The following is a 15,229-nucleotide window of genomic DNA, read 5'->3' on the forward strand; positions in this document are numbered from 1 at the left end:
TTTATCAAAGATGCAATACGTATTGCCAAGACGGCCATGCAATTGTCGTGCTGTAGAGTAGGACGGCCTTCGACGCATGCGTGAAGGCGAAGAGAATTCGCCGCCCGTATGAGGGCAGCGACGTGGTCGGAAGTGTCTGGGTCAGATCAGGGCCGGGCCCGGTCCGTGTTCGAGTTGTTCGCGGGCCAGGTGTTCCTGTCCTCCCGCGACGGGCGCCGATACGGTCACGGTCGTGCCGCCGTCCGGTTCGTTGAAGACGGCGCAGGTGCCGCCGAGGATCACGATGCGCTCCTCGATGCCGACCAGCCCGAACGAACCGTATTTGTTGCGCCCGCCCGGCGGCAGGCCGCAGCCGTTGTCGCGCACCGTCAGCGACAGCCAGCCGCCGTTCAGGCGCAGTTCCACCTTCACGCGCGTCGCGTTGGCGTGCCGGACGATGTTCGTGAGCGATTCCTGCAGGATGCGGAAGAAGGCCGTCGCGCAGTGGTCGGGCAGGGCGATCTCGCCGTGCTCGTCCTGGATGTCGCACTGGATGCCGGTGCGGCGCTGGAACTGGTTGACCTGCCACTCGACGGCCGCCGACAGGCCGAGGTCGAGCACGGTCGGGCGCAGGTCGTTGATGATCTGGCGCACGCTCTTGATCGTCGTGTCGATCTGCACCAGCGTGGCGCGGGCGCGCTCGTGCAGGTGGTTGTGCGTGCCTTTCGTGCGCCCGGCCAGCAGTTCGGTCTCGATGCGCAGCGCGAGCAGGCTCTGGCCGAGATCGTCGTGGATCTCGCGCGCGATGCGCTTGCGTTCCATTTCCTTGATCTGGTACGCGTGGTCGGCCATGCGCCTGAGCTTCTGGTGCGACAGCTGCAGCTTGTTCTGGCTCTCGCGCAGTTCGCTCGTCATTTCCCGGGCGAGGGCGAGGGCCGCGCGGCGCGACGAGGTCAGGGTGTGCAGCAGGGCATACAGCATGACCGAGCCGAGGAAGCCGAACACCATCATGAACTTCGGATAATAGGCGTCGAATTCCGTGTACAGCCTGGCTTTCGGGACGCTGAAGGTGGCCTGCCAGGGGCGGCCGTTGAAATCGAGCGGCAGGGTCGCCGTGAACACGTCGTCGCCGCCGGCGAGCGGCGGACGCGGGTCGCTTGCGCTGCCAATGCTGTCGAACAGCGTGCGCGGCGCGGACGGGAACTCCCGTCCGTACGCGTCCACGCGCGGGCCCGTGTCGTAGAGGGTCATGCGCATGTCCGCGACCGCCACTTCGTCCATCACGCCATGCAGGAGCTTCGGGACGCTGAAGGCGATGCCCAGCGAGCCGAGATAGGCAGCGCGGCGCTGTTCGACGGTGGCGAGCGGCGCGCCGCGACGGTACACGGGCATGCGCATGCCGAGGTGGGCGTCGTTCGGCCTGGACAGCGCGGGAATCCGCGTGCCCGACGCCGCCATCGTGCCCATGTCGCGCGCGACCTGCAACTGGCCGCCGAAATACGGATTGGCCCACAGGTCCGTTCCATAATGGCCGGGGCTGGACAGGTCCGGTTCGATGTAACTGACGACCAGGTAGGCAGCGCGCGCGCCCGGCGGAGAGATGTTCAGCGGTACATTGATATAGGGCTGAAGTTCGGCTCGCAGGCCGGCGAGGAAAGCGTTGCGCCGTTCCTCGGTCACGTACAGCGCCAGGTTGATCGAGTCGACGGCAGGGAAATGCTTGTCGAGCTGGAGGCCGTTCACATAATCGTGGAACTTGCGGTGGGTCAGGGCATCGGTGCTCTGGATCATGCTGCCGGTCGCCCGCAGCAGGTCGGTATAGGACTTGATACGCACGCCGATGGCGCCTTGCGCGTATTTGACGTGGTTCATGAAGCGGGATTCCGCGTCGCTTTCGATCGAACGCGCGGTGTCGACGTACAGCAGGCTGCCGACCAGCGTCGACAGCAAGACGCCGGTCCAGAACGAGAACCGGGTGACGGAAAAAGCGTCTCTCAGCGTCGTCGACATGAGGATTTGCGTGCGGGCAAGATAGTGTTAGTTTATTGCAACTTGCTTGGCTTGCGTGCCGGATGGACCTAGCAGATCGGTGAGTTGTCGGGGTGAGTCATCGGTGACTGGCCGCGGAGGTCGGAACAAGCCCGGCTCATGCATCGAACCGGGCTTGCGGGATGGGGCGGATTACTTGCCCCAGCTGTCCTTGAGCGTCGTGACACGGTTGAACACGGGCTTGCCCGGTTGCGAGTCGACGCGGTCGGCGACGAAATAACCGTGGCGCTCGAACTGGAAGCGCTGGTCCGGCGCGGCCTGGGCCAGCCCCGGTTCCAGGTAGGCGGTGACGACTTCCAGCGCGTTCGGATTCAGCACGCTCATGAAATCCTTGCCGCCGCCGTCCGGCTGCGGGTCGAGGAACAGGCGGTCGTACAGGCGCACTTCGGCTTCCAGCGCGTGGCCGGCGCTGACCCAGGTGATGTTGCCCTTGACCTTGTAGGTGTCCGCGCCGGGCGTGCCCGATTTCGAGTCCGGGAAATAATTCACGTGCACGGCGACGACGTTGCCGTCCGCGTCCTTGTCGAAACCGGTGCACTCGGCGACGAAACCGTATTTCAGGCGCACGCGGGCACCCGGCTTGTCGTCGACCGGCGGCGTGAAGCGGTGGTAGCCCTTGGTCGGTACTTCCATGAAGTCTTCCTGCTCGATCCACAGTTCGCGCGAGAACGGGAACGAACGGGTGCCCCATTCCGGATGGTGCGGGTGGACGGGCGCGCTGCATTCGACCGTCTCGTCTGCCGGGAAGTTATCGACGATCAGCTTGAGCGGACGCAGCACCGCGACGGCGCGCGGCGCCTTCGGATCGAGGTCGTCGCGCAGGGCGCCTTCCAGCGTGCTCATGTCGATCCAGCCGTCGGCCTTGGAGACGCCGATGCGCTCGCAGAACAGCTGGATCGATTCCGGGGTGTAGCCGCGGCGGCGCAGGCCGACGATCGTGGGCATGCGCGGGTCGTCCCAGCCGGACACGACGCCGTCGACCACGAGCTGGCGCAGCTTGCGCTTGGACGTGACGACATAGGTCAGGTTCAGGCGCGCGAATTCGTACTGGCGCGGCACGGGACGCTCGAAGAAGCCGCCCTCGGCCAGCGTCTCCACGAGCCAGTCGTAGAACGGGCGGTGGTCCTGGAATTCCAGCGTACACAGCGAGTGCGTGATGTTCTCCAGCGCGTCCGAGATCGGGTGCGTGTAGTCGTACATCGGGTAGATGCACCACGCGTCGCCCGTGCGGTGGTGATGCGCGTGGCGGATGCGGTACAGGGCGGGATCGCGGTTCGTCATGATGGGCGAGGACATCGCATCCTCGCTCATCCTGGCGCGCAGGATGTGCTCGCCATCCTTGTACTTGCCGGCCTTCATGTCGCGGAACAGCTGCAGCGATTCGGCGGCCGGACGGTCGCGGAACGGCGAGTTCGTGCCCGGCGTACCGAAGTTGCCGCGGTTGCGCGACATGTCTTCGGCGCTCTGGCTGTCGACGTAGGCCTTGCCGTTTTCGATCAGGTATTCGGCCATCGCGTACAGCTGGTCGAAGTAGTCGCTGGCGTAGTGCAGGTATTCCTGCCCGCCTTGCTCCCACGTGAACCCGAGCCACTTGACGCTGTCCATGATCGTGTCGACGTATTCCTGGTCCTCTTTTTCGGGATTGGTGTCGTCGAAACGCAGGTGGCAACGGCCCTGGTAGTCGCGCGCCAGGCCGAAGTTCAGGCAGATGGATTTGGCATGGCCCACGTGCAGGTAGCCGTTCGGCTCCGGCGGGAAGCGCGTGATCACGGACGGCATGCCGGCACGCGTGTGGGTGCCCGCGGCGATGTCGGATTCGACGATCGCACGGACAAAATTCGGTGACGGGGTGGCCGCCGCGGCGTTCTTGTCGTTACTCATGAAACCTATTGTTGGATGGGTATGATTCCCGGCATTTTACCGTAGAAGACGGCATCCGGGCCGCTATGTGGTCAAGCGCACGGTTTGCCCGCAGGGCAGTCCGCATACTGGGCGGGTCATCGTCGGGGGCGGCCTGTCAAGTTGGCGCTTTCTATAGGATAATCCCGGTTTAATGTTTTTTCGGCCACAGCCGGAGAGTTCCAAGTGGAAAATTTATACGCGATCCTCGGCGTCGCGCCGAATGCCAGCGACGACGACATCAAGAAGGTCTACCGGTCGCTCGCCATGCGCTACCACCCGGACCGCAACCAGGCGCCGGGCGCGGAAGCGCGCTTCAAGGCCGTCACGAAGGCTTATGAAGTCCTGTCCGACCCGGCCAGGCGCGCGGAATACGACCAGAGCGTGAACCACCGCATCGTGCTCGACGCGGAAAGCGAGGCGTTCGAGCTGTGGCGCTCGGTGTTTGCCCTGAACGGCGTGAACATTCCCGCCTGAGCCCATCCAACAGAATACGAGTCAATCATGAAAAAAGTACATCCGGAGTTCGCCTTCCAGTCGCGCGAGCTGGAAGGTCAGATCGAAGGCACCCTGGGTGACCCGCCCAACCGCAAGAACTACGACATGATGGTGCAGGCCCTCGTGTCCGAATACGCCAACGGCGACGGCCTCGACGACGTCAACATGATGGCGTTCGCGCTCGTCGACCGCATCCGCTTCACGGACCCGAAAGGCCTGATCCGCGAAGCCAGCGATTACGAGGGCGGCGATCCGGCGAAGGTATTCGGCATGGCCAACTGCGACGGCGACGACGCGGGCCGCGCCATGTACGCGGCCGTCTGCGACAACCATCCCGAGCTGGCGCGCCAGGCCATCGTGACGGCGTTCCTGTACAAGAACCAGGCCCGCTGGGAAGACGACGACCAGTCGCTCGACCAGCTGGCCAGAAACGACGAAGGCGACGACGAGGAACTCGACGAGACGTCCGTCGGCGACGATTTCTCCCAGCTGTTCGACCAGGATGGAGGTGAGCGCGAATGAGCGACGACAACAAATCCAATCTGCCCGCGCTGAGCAAGCAGGTCGGCGAGCTCGTGCTGGCCGGTTCGCTGCAGCACGCCGAGGAGGCGCTGTCGCAGGCCGCCGACGAGCATGGCGATTACGCGGTGGCCGAAGTGCTGTCGACGTTGCCGCCGCAGGTGACGGCGCTGCACCTGGCCGGTTTCGACGGGGCCAAGACGTCCCTCGCGACCCTGCTCGTGCCGCCCAAGGCGTGGGCCGAGAGCCTCGCCTACCTGGCCGCCACCTGGCCGGACGACATGATCGAGGACGATCCCGAGCGCATCGCCGAGAACCTGTTCAACCACATCCACGGCGTGGTCTACGCGACGGATGACGAAAACCGCCGCCAGGAGCTGCTGACGGAAGCGTCCGCCACCGACTACGGCGCCACCGCGTTCGCCATCGTGTGGTCGCTGGCGCCGCGCGAGATCCTCGAAGTGGCGGGCGAGATCAACAACCGCGGCCCGCACATCAACGTGCACACGACGTCCGACAGCGACGTCGTGCCGCTCGCCGTCGACCTGGCCAAGGCCAGCGAGGACGGCTGGCAGCGCTCGCTGCTGGAGCTGTTCCCGGAATACCGCAACACGGCCGACCTCGCGGACGTCGAGCTGCCGGACGACCCGGACGAAGAGACGGAATTCCAGCAGCGCGGCACGCGCGAACTGCTGTACCGCCTGCGCAAGCAGGTGCCGTCCGTGCGCAGCATGCCGCGCCGCAGCGGCCGCCGCAGCATCGGCACGGACATCTTCTCGTGACGGGGCTTGCAAGCACGATGCTGCCGGCAATCGTCATCGAAAAACCGCCCCGGCTGATCCGCGCGATCCGGCTGATCGCCGCGCACGCGGACGCCGACGAGGCGGCCGGCCTGGCCGACGAGCTCTCGGGCATCACCGCGATGGTGGCCGAGAAGTTCACCAACGACCGCACGGCCGAGGGCATCCAGCGCGCGCAGCTGCTGACGATCGGCGGCGTGTCGCTGGGCCTGGAACATCTCGTCAAGGAAGAGATGGAACAGCGCGACGACGAGCAGGGCGACCTGGACGCGCTCGACGTGCTGCTGGGCGAGGGCGCGGAATACGTGTTCCAGCAAGGCTTCCGCCTGATCCGCGAACTCGCGGCGCTGCCGGAAGACACGCTGATCGGCGAGTTCGACGCCGACCCGGTGTATTCGCAGCGGCGCCTCAAGGAACTGTTCGTCGACATCTGCACGGCCGACCCGGGCGAGACGTGGACCGGCTACGAGCGCTACCTGGGGCAACTCAAGCAGCGCAAGGACGTACAGGCCGTCGTGCGCGCGGCCCAGTGGCTGCGCCGGCATCACTGGGAAGGTCCCGTCAAGGACCCGGACCTGAACGCGGAAGGCGTGATCGCGCTGGCGATCGTCTTCGGCGTCGAAGGCGGCGGGCGCATCGTCGCGCGCACGGGGCAGAAGGAATTCGAGCGCTTCGTGCAGACCGTCCGCAAGAGCAAGCCGGACTTCGAGGCCGGCTGGGCCGCGCTGCTGGAACACGTCCCGGCGCCGCACCAGGCCATCATCGCGGACCGCATCGCGAGCTATCGCAACAGCATCCTGCTGCAGAATATCGCGGGCAAGGTGCCCATGAAGCAGCTGTTCGTGGAGCTCGAAAACTACGCCGGGTCCGAGATCGACGCCGAGTATCCGTAACGCATGCGTCGCAATGGCGGGCTCGGGGAGCCCACCCTACGTGCAACCGAGGCCGTAGGGTGGGCACCCCGTGCCCACCGGACGTTTGTATCACCAAATCGAAGCCGTAGGGTGGGCACCCCGTGCCCACGAGACGTTTGCGTCATCAAATCCGGTAATTCCGGAAAGGGGTGCTGAGCTCGTCAATACGGTTCGTGCGCCCCTCGATTCCCAACAGGACTACCATGACGCTCCAGCCCCGCATCCCCGGCGGATGTGGACACGAGCCATCAATGCAAGGAGCACGTCATGTTGCAAGCAAACGAAATCCAGCAGCGATTCACTCATATTCAGCAAACCATCCAGGAGGCCGAACAGGCCTGCAAGCAGGCCGGCGACGCACCGGACGAGATCCGCAACGTGATCGACAAGCTGTCGCGCGAAGCCAAGCAGGCGCAGAGCGTCATGCAGTCGAACGACCAGCAGCGCATCCAGCAATGCGTGGACAACCTGGAAGACATGGGCGACGAAGCCAAGCGCATCAGCCGCTCGCTGCCGACCATGCCGGCCCACCTGGAAGCGGCCGTGACCCGCGTGCACGCCGAGCTGTCCGACCTGAAGCACAAGCTGCACTGATCGTCCGGGCGCCACGGCGCGCCGTGGCGTTCAGGGTTCCAGCCCCAGCCGGAGACGATAAGGATAGACCATCTCGCACGGCTGCCCGGCGCAGACGGCGGGTTTGTACTGGACCAGGCCGGCCATGGTCGCGACCATCTTGCGCGCCTCGGGATCGGTCAGGCCGAGCGCCTTGACGCTGCGGGCCTTGCCGTCGGTGCCTACCTGCACATACACCGTGATATTGCCTTCCGCCTGCATGGTGCCGACGACGCGCGCTACCGCCCGGTAGAACTCGGCGGGACCCTTGACGGGATACGGTGGCTCGTCCCCTGGTGCGAGCGCCGGATACCAGTTGGCGACGCGCGCCCGCTCCGCCGCGGTCAATTCATTGAAGCCCCGCTCGGGCGGCACCGGAATGCCGCGCGCGACGTCGTGCCGGATTGTCGTTCCGATCGTGGCGATGTGCTGTTTGACCGTGTAGGTGCCGTCGGGCGCGGCGACGGGCGCCCGGCCCGGCTCGCGCCCGTCCTGCACGGCCGCCTCGCGCCCGGTGCCGCCCACGTAGACGATCTTGCCCGGGCCGCTCGGCTCGCCGTTCTTCCAGCCGCCTTCGTAGCGGCCGCCGAGCTCGTAGGTCATCGTGCCGGTGCCGTCCGGCTTGCCCTTCTTGAACTCGCCCTTGTAGTCGTCGCCGTTCACGTACAAGACTTCGGCCACGCCCGTGAGTTCGCCCATCCGGACCTCGCCCTCGTACTGGTCGCCGTTCGGCTCGCGGAAATAGCCACGCCCGTCCGGCACGCCGTCCTTGAGCGTGCCCGTGTAGGCCTCGCCGTTTGGAAAGCGCAGCGTGCCTTCGCCCAGCACCCGCCCGGCCGCGAAGGCCGCTTCCAGCTTGTAGCGCTTGCCGGCGGCATCCGTCCATTCCAGCGTGCCCTTGCCGTCGGCATAGCCGTCGCGGCAAGCCCCGTTCCAGTCCGGCGCCTGCGCGGGCGGCGGCTTCACGGCGGCCAGGCGGCAGTCCGGCTTGCCGATCCACGCCGGCGCTTCCTGCGCAATGGCCGGTGCGCAGGCGAGTACGAGAACGAAAGAGATGGGTGCGGATTTCATGGCGGCCATCATCCGTGTCTGTCCGTAAATTGTCAACTCATCGATGCGACGGGGTTCACACAATGCCGCCCGCGCGCAGGGCCGCGATCTCCTCGTCGTTCTTGCCCAGCACGTCGCGCAGGACCTCGGCCGTGTGCTCGCCCAGCAGCGGCGGCGCCAGGCTGCTCGTCGCCGGCGTGGCCGACATCCGCATCGGGCTGCGCACCAGTTTCACGTTGCCGGCGGTCGGATGCGGCAGCGCGATCTCCATGCCGCGCGCGCGCACCTGCTCGTTGGCGAACACCTCGTCCAGGTCGTTGATCGGGCCACACGGCACACCGACGGCTTCCAGCATCGCGATCCACGCGTCGCGCGGCTGTTCGCGCACCATGTCGGCCAGCAGCGGCACGAGCACGTCGCGGTTCTGCACGCGCAGCGGATTGGTGGCGAAGCGCGGGTCGCGCGCCAGTTCCGGCCGGCCGCCCGCTTCGACGAATTTCTGGTACTGGCCGTCGTTGCCCGCGGCGACGATGATGTGGCCGTCGCTGCACGCGAACGTCTGGTACGGCACGATGTTGGCGTGCGCATTGCCCCAGCGCCTGGGCCGCTTGCCGCTGTTCAGGTAATTGCTGCCGACGTTCGCGAGCATCGCAACCTGCGTGTCGAGCAGCGCCATGTCGATGTGCTGGCCCTCGCCCGTGCGGTCGCGGTGCGTGAGGGCCGCGAGCACGGCGACGGTCGCGTACATGCCAGTCATCAGGTCGGTCAGCGCCACGCCGACTTTTTGCGGACCGCCGCCCGGCAGGTCGTCGCGCTCGCCCGTGACCGACATCAGCCCGCCCATGCCCTGGATGAGGAAATCGTAGCCGGCGCGGTGCGCGTACGGCCCGTCCTGGCCGAAGCCCGTGATGGAGCAGTAGACGAGGTCCGGCTTGATGGCCTTCAGCGTCGCGTAATCGAGGCCGTAACGCTTGAGGTGGCCGACCTTGAAGTTTTCCAGCACGACGTCGCAGTGGCGCACCAGGTCGCGCAGCAGCGCCTGGCCTTGCTCCGCCGCGATGTCGACCGTGAGCGAGCGCTTGCCGCGGTTCGCGGACAGGTAGTACGCCGCTTCCGTGGTCGGCTGGCCGGACGCGTCCGGGGCATACGGCGGGCCCCAGGCGCGCGTGTCGTCGCCGGCGCCGGGGCGCTCGATCTTGATGACGTCGGCGCCGAGGTCGGCCAGGTTCTGCGAGCACCAAGGGCCCGCCAGCACGCGCGACAGGTCGAGCACGCGGATGTGGCCCAGCGCGCCTTGCAGTCGATGGTCCGGACCGTTGTGCGGTCCGTTCGGAATGGATGCCATTCTGCCTCCGATGGATGAGTTGTTCTCGGCGCGGATTATACGTCGCGCTCGTCCCGCTCCCGCGAGCGGGCGTCGTCGAGGGCCGCGGCGAACTGGTCGCGCTCGCGGTCGACGATGTCGTCGACGACGCGCTCGTCCAGTCCCATCCCTTCGAGCACGAAGGCCGACAACTGCAGGCTCGCCTCCAGCGTCTCGGGCACGACGACGTTGGCGCCGGCCCGCTTGAGGGCGCGCGCATGCTTTTCGTCGCGCGAGCGCGCATACAGCTGCACGTGCGGGAATTCGCGCCGGATGCCGCGCACGGCCTGCAGCGCCGATGCGGGATGGTCCATCGTGAGCACGATCGCGGGCGCTTCGTCGGCGTGCACGCGGCGCAGCAGCTCCGGCCGGGACGCGTTGCCGAAGTAGACGGGCACCCCGTCCGCGTGCAGCCGCGAGACCATCTTCGCGTCGTTCTCGAACGCGACGTACGGGATGTTCTGCGCCGCCAGCAGCTTGGCCAGCTGCTGCCCGACGCGTCCGAAGCCGGCGATGATCACACGGCCCCGCGCTTGTTCCAGCTCGTTGTCGTCCTGCTGCGCCTGTGCGGCATGCGCGTGCGCGGCGGAGCGCTCGCCGATCGCGTGGCCGATCCGTGCCAGCAGCGGCGTGATGAACAGCGACAGGCCGACGGCCAGTATCACGCGCGCGCCGAGGGCGCCGTCCAGCAGCCGCGCCGCGATCGCGTCGCCGATGACGATGAACGCGAATTCGCCGCCCTGGCCCAGCAGCAGGCCGCCTTCGATCGCACGGCCCCACGGCAGGCCGCCGAGCCGCAGCAGCGGCGCGATGACGGCGCCCTTGAGCAGCACGAGCCCGACCACCGCGCAGGCGAGCCACAGCGGCGCGCGCACGATCTGCAGCGGGTCCATGCCCATCCCGACGGTCATGAAGAACAGCCCCATGAGCAGGCCCTTGAACGGTTCGACCATCAGCTCGACCTCGTGCTTGAATTCCGTCTCGGCCAGCAGCACGCCGGCGATCAGCGCGCCCAGCGCCATCGACAGGCCGGCCAGGTGCGACAGCGCGGCGATGCCGAACGTCGACAGCAGGATCAGCGCCATGAACACGTCCGGCTGGCGATGCCGCGCGAACGCACGGAACAGCGGATGCACGACCTTGCCGCCGATCAGATAGATCACCGCGATGGCGCCGGCCGCCTTGGCCATCGCGAGGAGGGCGATCAGCGCCACGTTCGTGTCCGCCCCGGCGCCGCCCTTGCCGAGCGCACCAATCAGGATCAGGATCGGGACGACGACGAGGTCCTGCAGCATCAGCACCGCGAACGCGGCCTGGCCCACGGGACCGGCCGTGCGCTGGCTCTCGGCCAGCAGCTGCATCACGACGGCCGTGGACGACAGCGACAGCACGAGGCCCAGCACGAGCGCCGCGTCGAGCCGGCGGTCGATCAGGACGTACGCCGCGCCGCCGATCAGCGCGGCGCACAGCAGCACCTGCGCGCTGCCGGTGCCGAACACCCAGCGCCGCATGGCCCACAGGCGCGCGGCGGACAGTTCGAGACCGATCATGAACATCAGGAACAGCACGCCCAGCTCGGCCAGCATCGCCACGTTCGCGTTGTTGGGAAACGTGAGCAGGCCGAGCAGGTGCACCTCCTGCGCCATGCGTCCGAGGCCGAACGGCCCGAGGAGGGCGCCGACGGCGAGGAAGCCCAGCACCTGGTTGATGCGCAGGCGTTGCAGCAGCGGGATCAGGATGCCGGCGAGGGCGAGGAACAGCAGGATTTCGCGCAGGAAGGGGAAGGCGTGTTGCTCTTGCACGTGAGGCCTTTATTGGACAGGGGGCCCGCCAATTTTAACGCGTGGGCTCGGGGAGCCCACCCTACGGCCGTGACCATTCGTAGGGTGGGCACCCCGTGCCCACGCAGCGATACGCCACAAGCGTAGCCGCACGCGTGCCGGCGACCGCGAACGACTATGCCTGCCGGCTCTCCGCCGTGAGAATCACCTCTTCCATCTCGTGGTCGATCTCGTTGCGCAGTTCGAGATAGCGCCCCAGCGCATGATCCAGCGAAGGCAACAGGATCGCCCGCTCGCTGTGCAGCCCGGTGTAGCGCGGGCGCTGCGCCGCGAAGCCGATCGATTCGGTCGACACGGCTTCCAGCCGGCTCGCGTCCACGCCGGCCTGCGCGGCCGCGCGCTCGGCCAGTTCGGCCCACGTCAGCGTGCCCACGTTGGCCAGGTGCCAGACGCCGGATTCGCCGTCGATCGCGAGGTCGAGGCAGGCGTGCACGAGGTCCGGCACGTACGTCGGCGACACGGCCATGTCGTGCGCGGCGCGGAACGGTTCGCCCCGTTCCAGCGCGCCCAGCGCCAGTGTGACGAAGTTGTACTTGTCCCACGGGCCGAAGAAGGCGCTCGTGCGCACGACGAGGGCGCCCGGGTGCTTGTCCTGCACGCGCAGCTCGGCCTCGGCCTTGCTGCGGCCGTAGACGTTGAGCGGGGCGACGGTATCGCTTTCGACATAGGGCCGGTCGAGGGCGCCGTCGAACACGAGGTCGCTGGAGAACGTGGTGAGGTGCACGCCGTGGCGGGCGCACGCGGCGGCGAGGATCGCCGGGCCGATCGCGTTCTCGCGGAAGCAGCGTTCGGCATCGCGCTCGGCGTCGTCCACGCGCACGTAGCCGGCCGTGTTGATCACCGCCCACGGACGATGGCGCGCCAGCGCGCGTTCGACGGAATCGGGGTCCGTGATGTCCATGTCCTGGCGCGACAGCAGGCGGTACGCCAGGTTGCGCTTGCGGCAGATGCGGGCGAAGGCGCGGCCCAGCGTGCCGGTCGCACCCGTGATCAGGACCGGCGCGGCGTCCTTGCCGACGAGCGTGTGGCCGTCGGCCGTGATCGACGTGAGGGCATCCGGCGTGGCGACCGGCTGGCACAGCCAGCGGCCGGGACGGCGCCACCAGCCCTGGCCGCGCAGCACCGGATGCGACAGCGGCGTGCCGGCCGACAGCTCGCGCATCATGCGCGCCACGGCGGTCGCGCGCGGCGCGGGCGCGCGCACGTCGAACGGGCCCGGTTCGTAATAGCCGTTGTTGCGCGTGACGAGGCTGTTCCAGTCGAACGAGCCGAGCAGCGACCACACGGTCACCGCGCGCAGGTCGACGCCGTTCGCGCGCACCTCCTTGCCCGCTTCCCAGATTTCGAGCAGCCAGCGCAATTGGTCTTCGCGGTTGGCGTCGATGTGGGCTTCGGTGACGGCCAGCGGGATGTGATACCGGTCCCAGATCTCGTGCAGCAGCGGGGCGATGCCCGCGGTGGGCGTCGCGAGCGCGCGCGACGCTTCGATGTCGGCGCACGCAATGCCGTCGGCCGTGCCGCGGTGGTGCGCCGGATAGCGGTCGGGACGGTGATCGAGCCAGCGTTCGCTCGTGACATAGTAATTGACGCCGATGACGTCGGGCGGGCAGGGATTCTCGCGGAACCACAGGAACTCGTCGGCCGGGATGCCCGTCTTCGTCAGGTAGGACCACAGCGGATGTTCCGGCCCGACCATGCCGCACAGCAGGTCCCACGCGAGCCAGCGGCGCTCGTTGTAGAACTCGGCGACCTTGGCCATCTCGGGCGTGCTGTAGGTCTTGCCGAGATCGTCCGTCTGCACGAGTTTCGCGTCCGGATTCACCGCGCGGATGGCGCGCATGGACAGCACGACGGCGCGGCACTGGTTCAGCAGCGCCTGCACGAACGTGCGGTCGTCGCGGCCGTGCGGATACCACACGCCGTACAGGCCGGCGAAGCGTGCCGTCGTGCACGGTTCGTTGACGGGCGTGTAGTACTCGATCCACGGGTAGCGCGCGGCGACGGCGCCGGCATACTCGGCCAGTTGTTCCGCGAACGCCGGATCGACGAGGCTCGTGTGGCGCGGGCCGCTGCCGTGGTGGATCAGGCCCGCGATCGGCGTGATGCCGTGGGCGCGCAAGGCGTTCAGGCGCTCGTCCGGCCAGGTCCAGTCGGCATGCTCGATGCCGTCCGGGGCCGTGCGCTCCCACAGCACGGGATAGCGGATGGCGCGGATGCCGAGGGAGGCGAAGCGGGCGATGTCGTCCGGCCTGCCGGCGTGGCCGTTACGGTCGAGTTGGTGGAAGTAGTCGTCGCGGACGCGGTTGACGGTGCATTCGAGGCCGCCCCAGAGTTCGAGGGGACGGGCGTGGCTGTTCGTGCTCTTCGTGGAATTCATAAATCACCAGTTTGTTAGTTTTATTGCAACAAAAAATCCAGCATGGTCCCGATCTGGCAAAAAAGTCGGGGAAGCGTTTTGGCTTTCGAGCGGTGGCGGTTGACAGCCGCGCGTCAACCTGCAACCATGCCATCCATGAATTTTTCGTATCCACATCCTGTTCTCACCTGGTGGCGCCGCTGATTGCGCGCGGCCAGTGAATTGGATAGGTATTCCGAAACGCCGCCTCGATTCCAAGGTGGCGTTTTTGTTGGCGCGGCAGGATCGGGGCAGGGCGGTCAAACACCCAAGGACAACTCGATGAGTCTGCAAACCCCTACCGCTACCACGCCCATCATCCTGACCGGCGACCGGCCCACCGGGCCGCTGCACCTCGGCCACTTCGTCGGCAGCCTCCGCAATCGCGTCACTTACCAGGATCAATATCGCCAATTCATCATGCTCGCGGACGCCCAGGCGCTCACGGACAATATGGATGATATTGGTAAGGTACACCGGAACGTGATCGAGGTGGCGCTCGATTACCTTGCCGTGGGGATCGACCCGGCCAAGTCGACGATCCTGATCCAGTCGCAGATCCCGGAACTGGCCGAGCTGACCTTCTATTACCTGAACCTCGTGACCGTCGCGCGCCTCGAGCGCAACCCGACCGTCAAGCAGGAAATCATGCTGCGCGGCTTCGAGCGCGACATCCCGGCCGGCTTCCTGACCTACCCGGCGAGCCAGGCCGCCGACATCAGCGCGTTCAAGGCCACCATCGTGCCGGTGGGCGAGGACCAGATCCCGATGATCGAGCAGTGCAACGAGATCGTGCGCAAGTTCAACCGCAATGCCGGCCGCGACATCCTCGTCGAGTGCAAGGCGATCGTGCCGGAAGTCGGCCGCCTGCCGGGCATCGACGGCAAGGCCAAGATGAGCAAGTCGCTGGGCAACACCATCAACCTGGGCGCATCAAGCGACGAGATCCGCGCCGCGGTCAAGATGGTCTACACCGACCCGCTGCACCTGAAGGTGTCGGACCCCGGCCACCTGGAAGGCAACGTCGCCTTCCTCTACCTGGACGCGTTCGACACCGACAAGGACGGCCTCGCCGAGATGAAGGCGCATTACCAGCGCGGCGGCCTGGGCGATTCCGTCGTCAAGAAGCGCCTGGAAGGCATCCTGCAGGACATGCTGGCGCCGATCCGCGCCCGCCGCGAGGAACTGGCCAAGGACAAGGGGCAGGTCATGCAGATCCTCAAGGAAGGCACGATGAAGGCACGCGAAGTCGCGGCGCGCACGACGGACGAAGTGCGCAAGGCACTCGGGTTGTCCTATTTCTGATCCGC

12 protein-coding genes are annotated in these 15,229 nt (G+C 67.0%); 6 read left to right on the forward strand and 6 right to left on the reverse strand.

Features of this window, described 5'->3' with window-relative positions; all coding sequences use genetic code 11:
* Positions 1-141 precede the first annotated feature (141 nt).
* Together ACEN9Q_RS03790 and ACEN9Q_RS03795 are read right to left on the reverse strand one after the other, a co-directional pair.
* Complete coding sequence (locus ACEN9Q_RS03790; protein WP_495627428.1) at positions 142-1,989, reverse strand: sensor histidine kinase; 1,848 nt, start codon at positions 1,987-1,989, stop codon at positions 142-144.
* Positions 1,990-2,160: 171 nt separating this feature from the next.
* Positions 2,161-3,909: a glutamine--tRNA ligase/YqeY domain fusion protein gene (locus ACEN9Q_RS03795; protein ID WP_495627429.1), complete on the reverse strand. Its 1,749-nt coding sequence runs from the start codon at positions 3,907-3,909 to the stop codon at positions 2,161-2,163.
* 204 nt (positions 3,910-4,113) lie between these two features.
* Between ACEN9Q_RS03795 and ACEN9Q_RS03800 the strand changes: the two genes are divergently transcribed.
* From ACEN9Q_RS03800 to ACEN9Q_RS03820, 5 genes are all read left to right on the forward strand, one after another.
* Positions 4,114-4,404 carry a DnaJ domain-containing protein gene (locus tag ACEN9Q_RS03800; RefSeq protein WP_056440682.1) on the forward strand — a complete coding sequence of 97 codons (291 nt, stop codon included), beginning with the start codon at positions 4,114-4,116 and terminating at the stop codon, positions 4,402-4,404.
* 27 nt (positions 4,405-4,431) lie between these two features.
* Positions 4,432-4,947 (forward strand): hypothetical protein, encoded by a 516-nt coding sequence (locus ACEN9Q_RS03805; protein WP_495627430.1) that lies wholly within the window; start codon positions 4,432-4,434, stop codon positions 4,945-4,947.
* Entirely contained in the window at positions 4,944-5,726 is a 783-nt protein-coding gene (locus ACEN9Q_RS03810; protein ID WP_495627431.1) for a hypothetical protein, read from the forward strand. Before ACEN9Q_RS03805 ends, ACEN9Q_RS03810 begins: the two co-directional genes overlap by 4 nt.
* 17 nt (positions 5,727-5,743) lie before the next feature.
* Positions 5,744-6,637: a hypothetical protein gene (locus tag ACEN9Q_RS03815; protein WP_056440676.1), complete on the forward strand. Its 894-nt coding sequence runs from the start codon at positions 5,744-5,746 to the stop codon at positions 6,635-6,637.
* 288 nt (positions 6,638-6,925) lie between these two features.
* Positions 6,926-7,252: a hypothetical protein gene (locus tag ACEN9Q_RS03820; protein ID WP_056440674.1), complete on the forward strand. Its 327-nt coding sequence runs from the start codon at positions 6,926-6,928 to the stop codon at positions 7,250-7,252.
* Positions 7,253-7,282: 30 nt separating this feature from the next.
* On the opposite strand, the gene ACEN9Q_RS03825 is transcribed toward ACEN9Q_RS03820, so the two are convergent.
* From ACEN9Q_RS03825 to ACEN9Q_RS03840, 4 genes are all read right to left on the reverse strand, one after another.
* Positions 7,283-8,341 carry an MORN repeat-containing protein gene (locus ACEN9Q_RS03825; RefSeq protein WP_495627432.1) on the reverse strand — a complete coding sequence of 353 codons (1,059 nt, stop codon included), beginning with the start codon at positions 8,339-8,341 and terminating at the stop codon, positions 7,283-7,285.
* A 55-nt stretch (positions 8,342-8,396) separates the two neighbouring features.
* Positions 8,397-9,665 carry a CaiB/BaiF CoA transferase family protein gene (locus ACEN9Q_RS03830; protein ID WP_495627433.1) on the reverse strand — a complete coding sequence of 423 codons (1,269 nt, stop codon included), beginning with the start codon at positions 9,663-9,665 and terminating at the stop codon, positions 8,397-8,399.
* A 35-nt stretch (positions 9,666-9,700) separates the two neighbouring features.
* Entirely contained in the window at positions 9,701-11,485 is a 1,785-nt protein-coding gene (locus tag ACEN9Q_RS03835) for a cation:proton antiporter domain-containing protein (RefSeq protein WP_495627434.1), read from the reverse strand.
* 154 nt (positions 11,486-11,639) lie between these two features.
* Positions 11,640-13,901, reverse strand: a complete 2,262-nt coding sequence (locus ACEN9Q_RS03840; protein WP_495627435.1) for a family 1 glycosylhydrolase — start codon at positions 13,899-13,901, stop codon at positions 11,640-11,642.
* A 300-nt stretch (positions 13,902-14,201) separates the two neighbouring features.
* Between ACEN9Q_RS03840 and trpS the strand changes: the two genes are divergently transcribed.
* Positions 14,202-15,224 carry a tryptophan--tRNA ligase gene (trpS, locus tag ACEN9Q_RS03845; protein WP_495627436.1) on the forward strand — a complete coding sequence of 341 codons (1,023 nt, stop codon included), beginning with the start codon at positions 14,202-14,204 and terminating at the stop codon, positions 15,222-15,224.
* Positions 15,225-15,229: the final 5 nt, after the last annotated feature.

The organism is Massilia sp. Masssp93 (genome assembly GCF_059491295.1).

Excerpts from the sequence above, each read along its gene's own strand:
- ACEN9Q_RS03790 (WP_495627428.1), bottom strand. The coding sequence starts at position 1,989 with ATGTCGACGACGCTGAGAGACGCTTTTTCCGTCACCCGGTTCTCGTTC.
- ACEN9Q_RS03795 (WP_495627429.1), bottom strand. The coding sequence starts at position 3,909 with ATGAGTAACGACAAGAACGCCGCGGCGGCCACCCCGTCACCGAATTTT.
- ACEN9Q_RS03805 (WP_495627430.1), top strand. The coding sequence starts at position 4,432 with ATGAAAAAAGTACATCCGGAGTTCGCCTTCCAGTCGCGCGAGCTGGAA.
- ACEN9Q_RS03810 (WP_495627431.1), top strand. The coding sequence starts at position 4,944 with ATGAGCGACGACAACAAATCCAATCTGCCCGCGCTGAGCAAGCAGGTC.
- ACEN9Q_RS03815 (WP_056440676.1), top strand. The coding sequence starts at position 5,744 with ATGCTGCCGGCAATCGTCATCGAAAAACCGCCCCGGCTGATCCGCGCG.
- ACEN9Q_RS03820 (WP_056440674.1), top strand. The coding sequence starts at position 6,926 with ATGTTGCAAGCAAACGAAATCCAGCAGCGATTCACTCATATTCAGCAA.
- ACEN9Q_RS03825 (WP_495627432.1), bottom strand. The coding sequence starts at position 8,341 with ATGAAATCCGCACCCATCTCTTTCGTTCTCGTACTCGCCTGCGCACCG.
- ACEN9Q_RS03830 (WP_495627433.1), bottom strand. The coding sequence starts at position 9,665 with ATGGCATCCATTCCGAACGGACCGCACAACGGTCCGGACCATCGACTG.
- ACEN9Q_RS03840 (WP_495627435.1), bottom strand. The coding sequence starts at position 13,901 with ATGAATTCCACGAAGAGCACGAACAGCCACGCCCGTCCCCTCGAACTC.
- trpS (WP_495627436.1), top strand. The coding sequence starts at position 14,202 with ATGAGTCTGCAAACCCCTACCGCTACCACGCCCATCATCCTGACCGGC.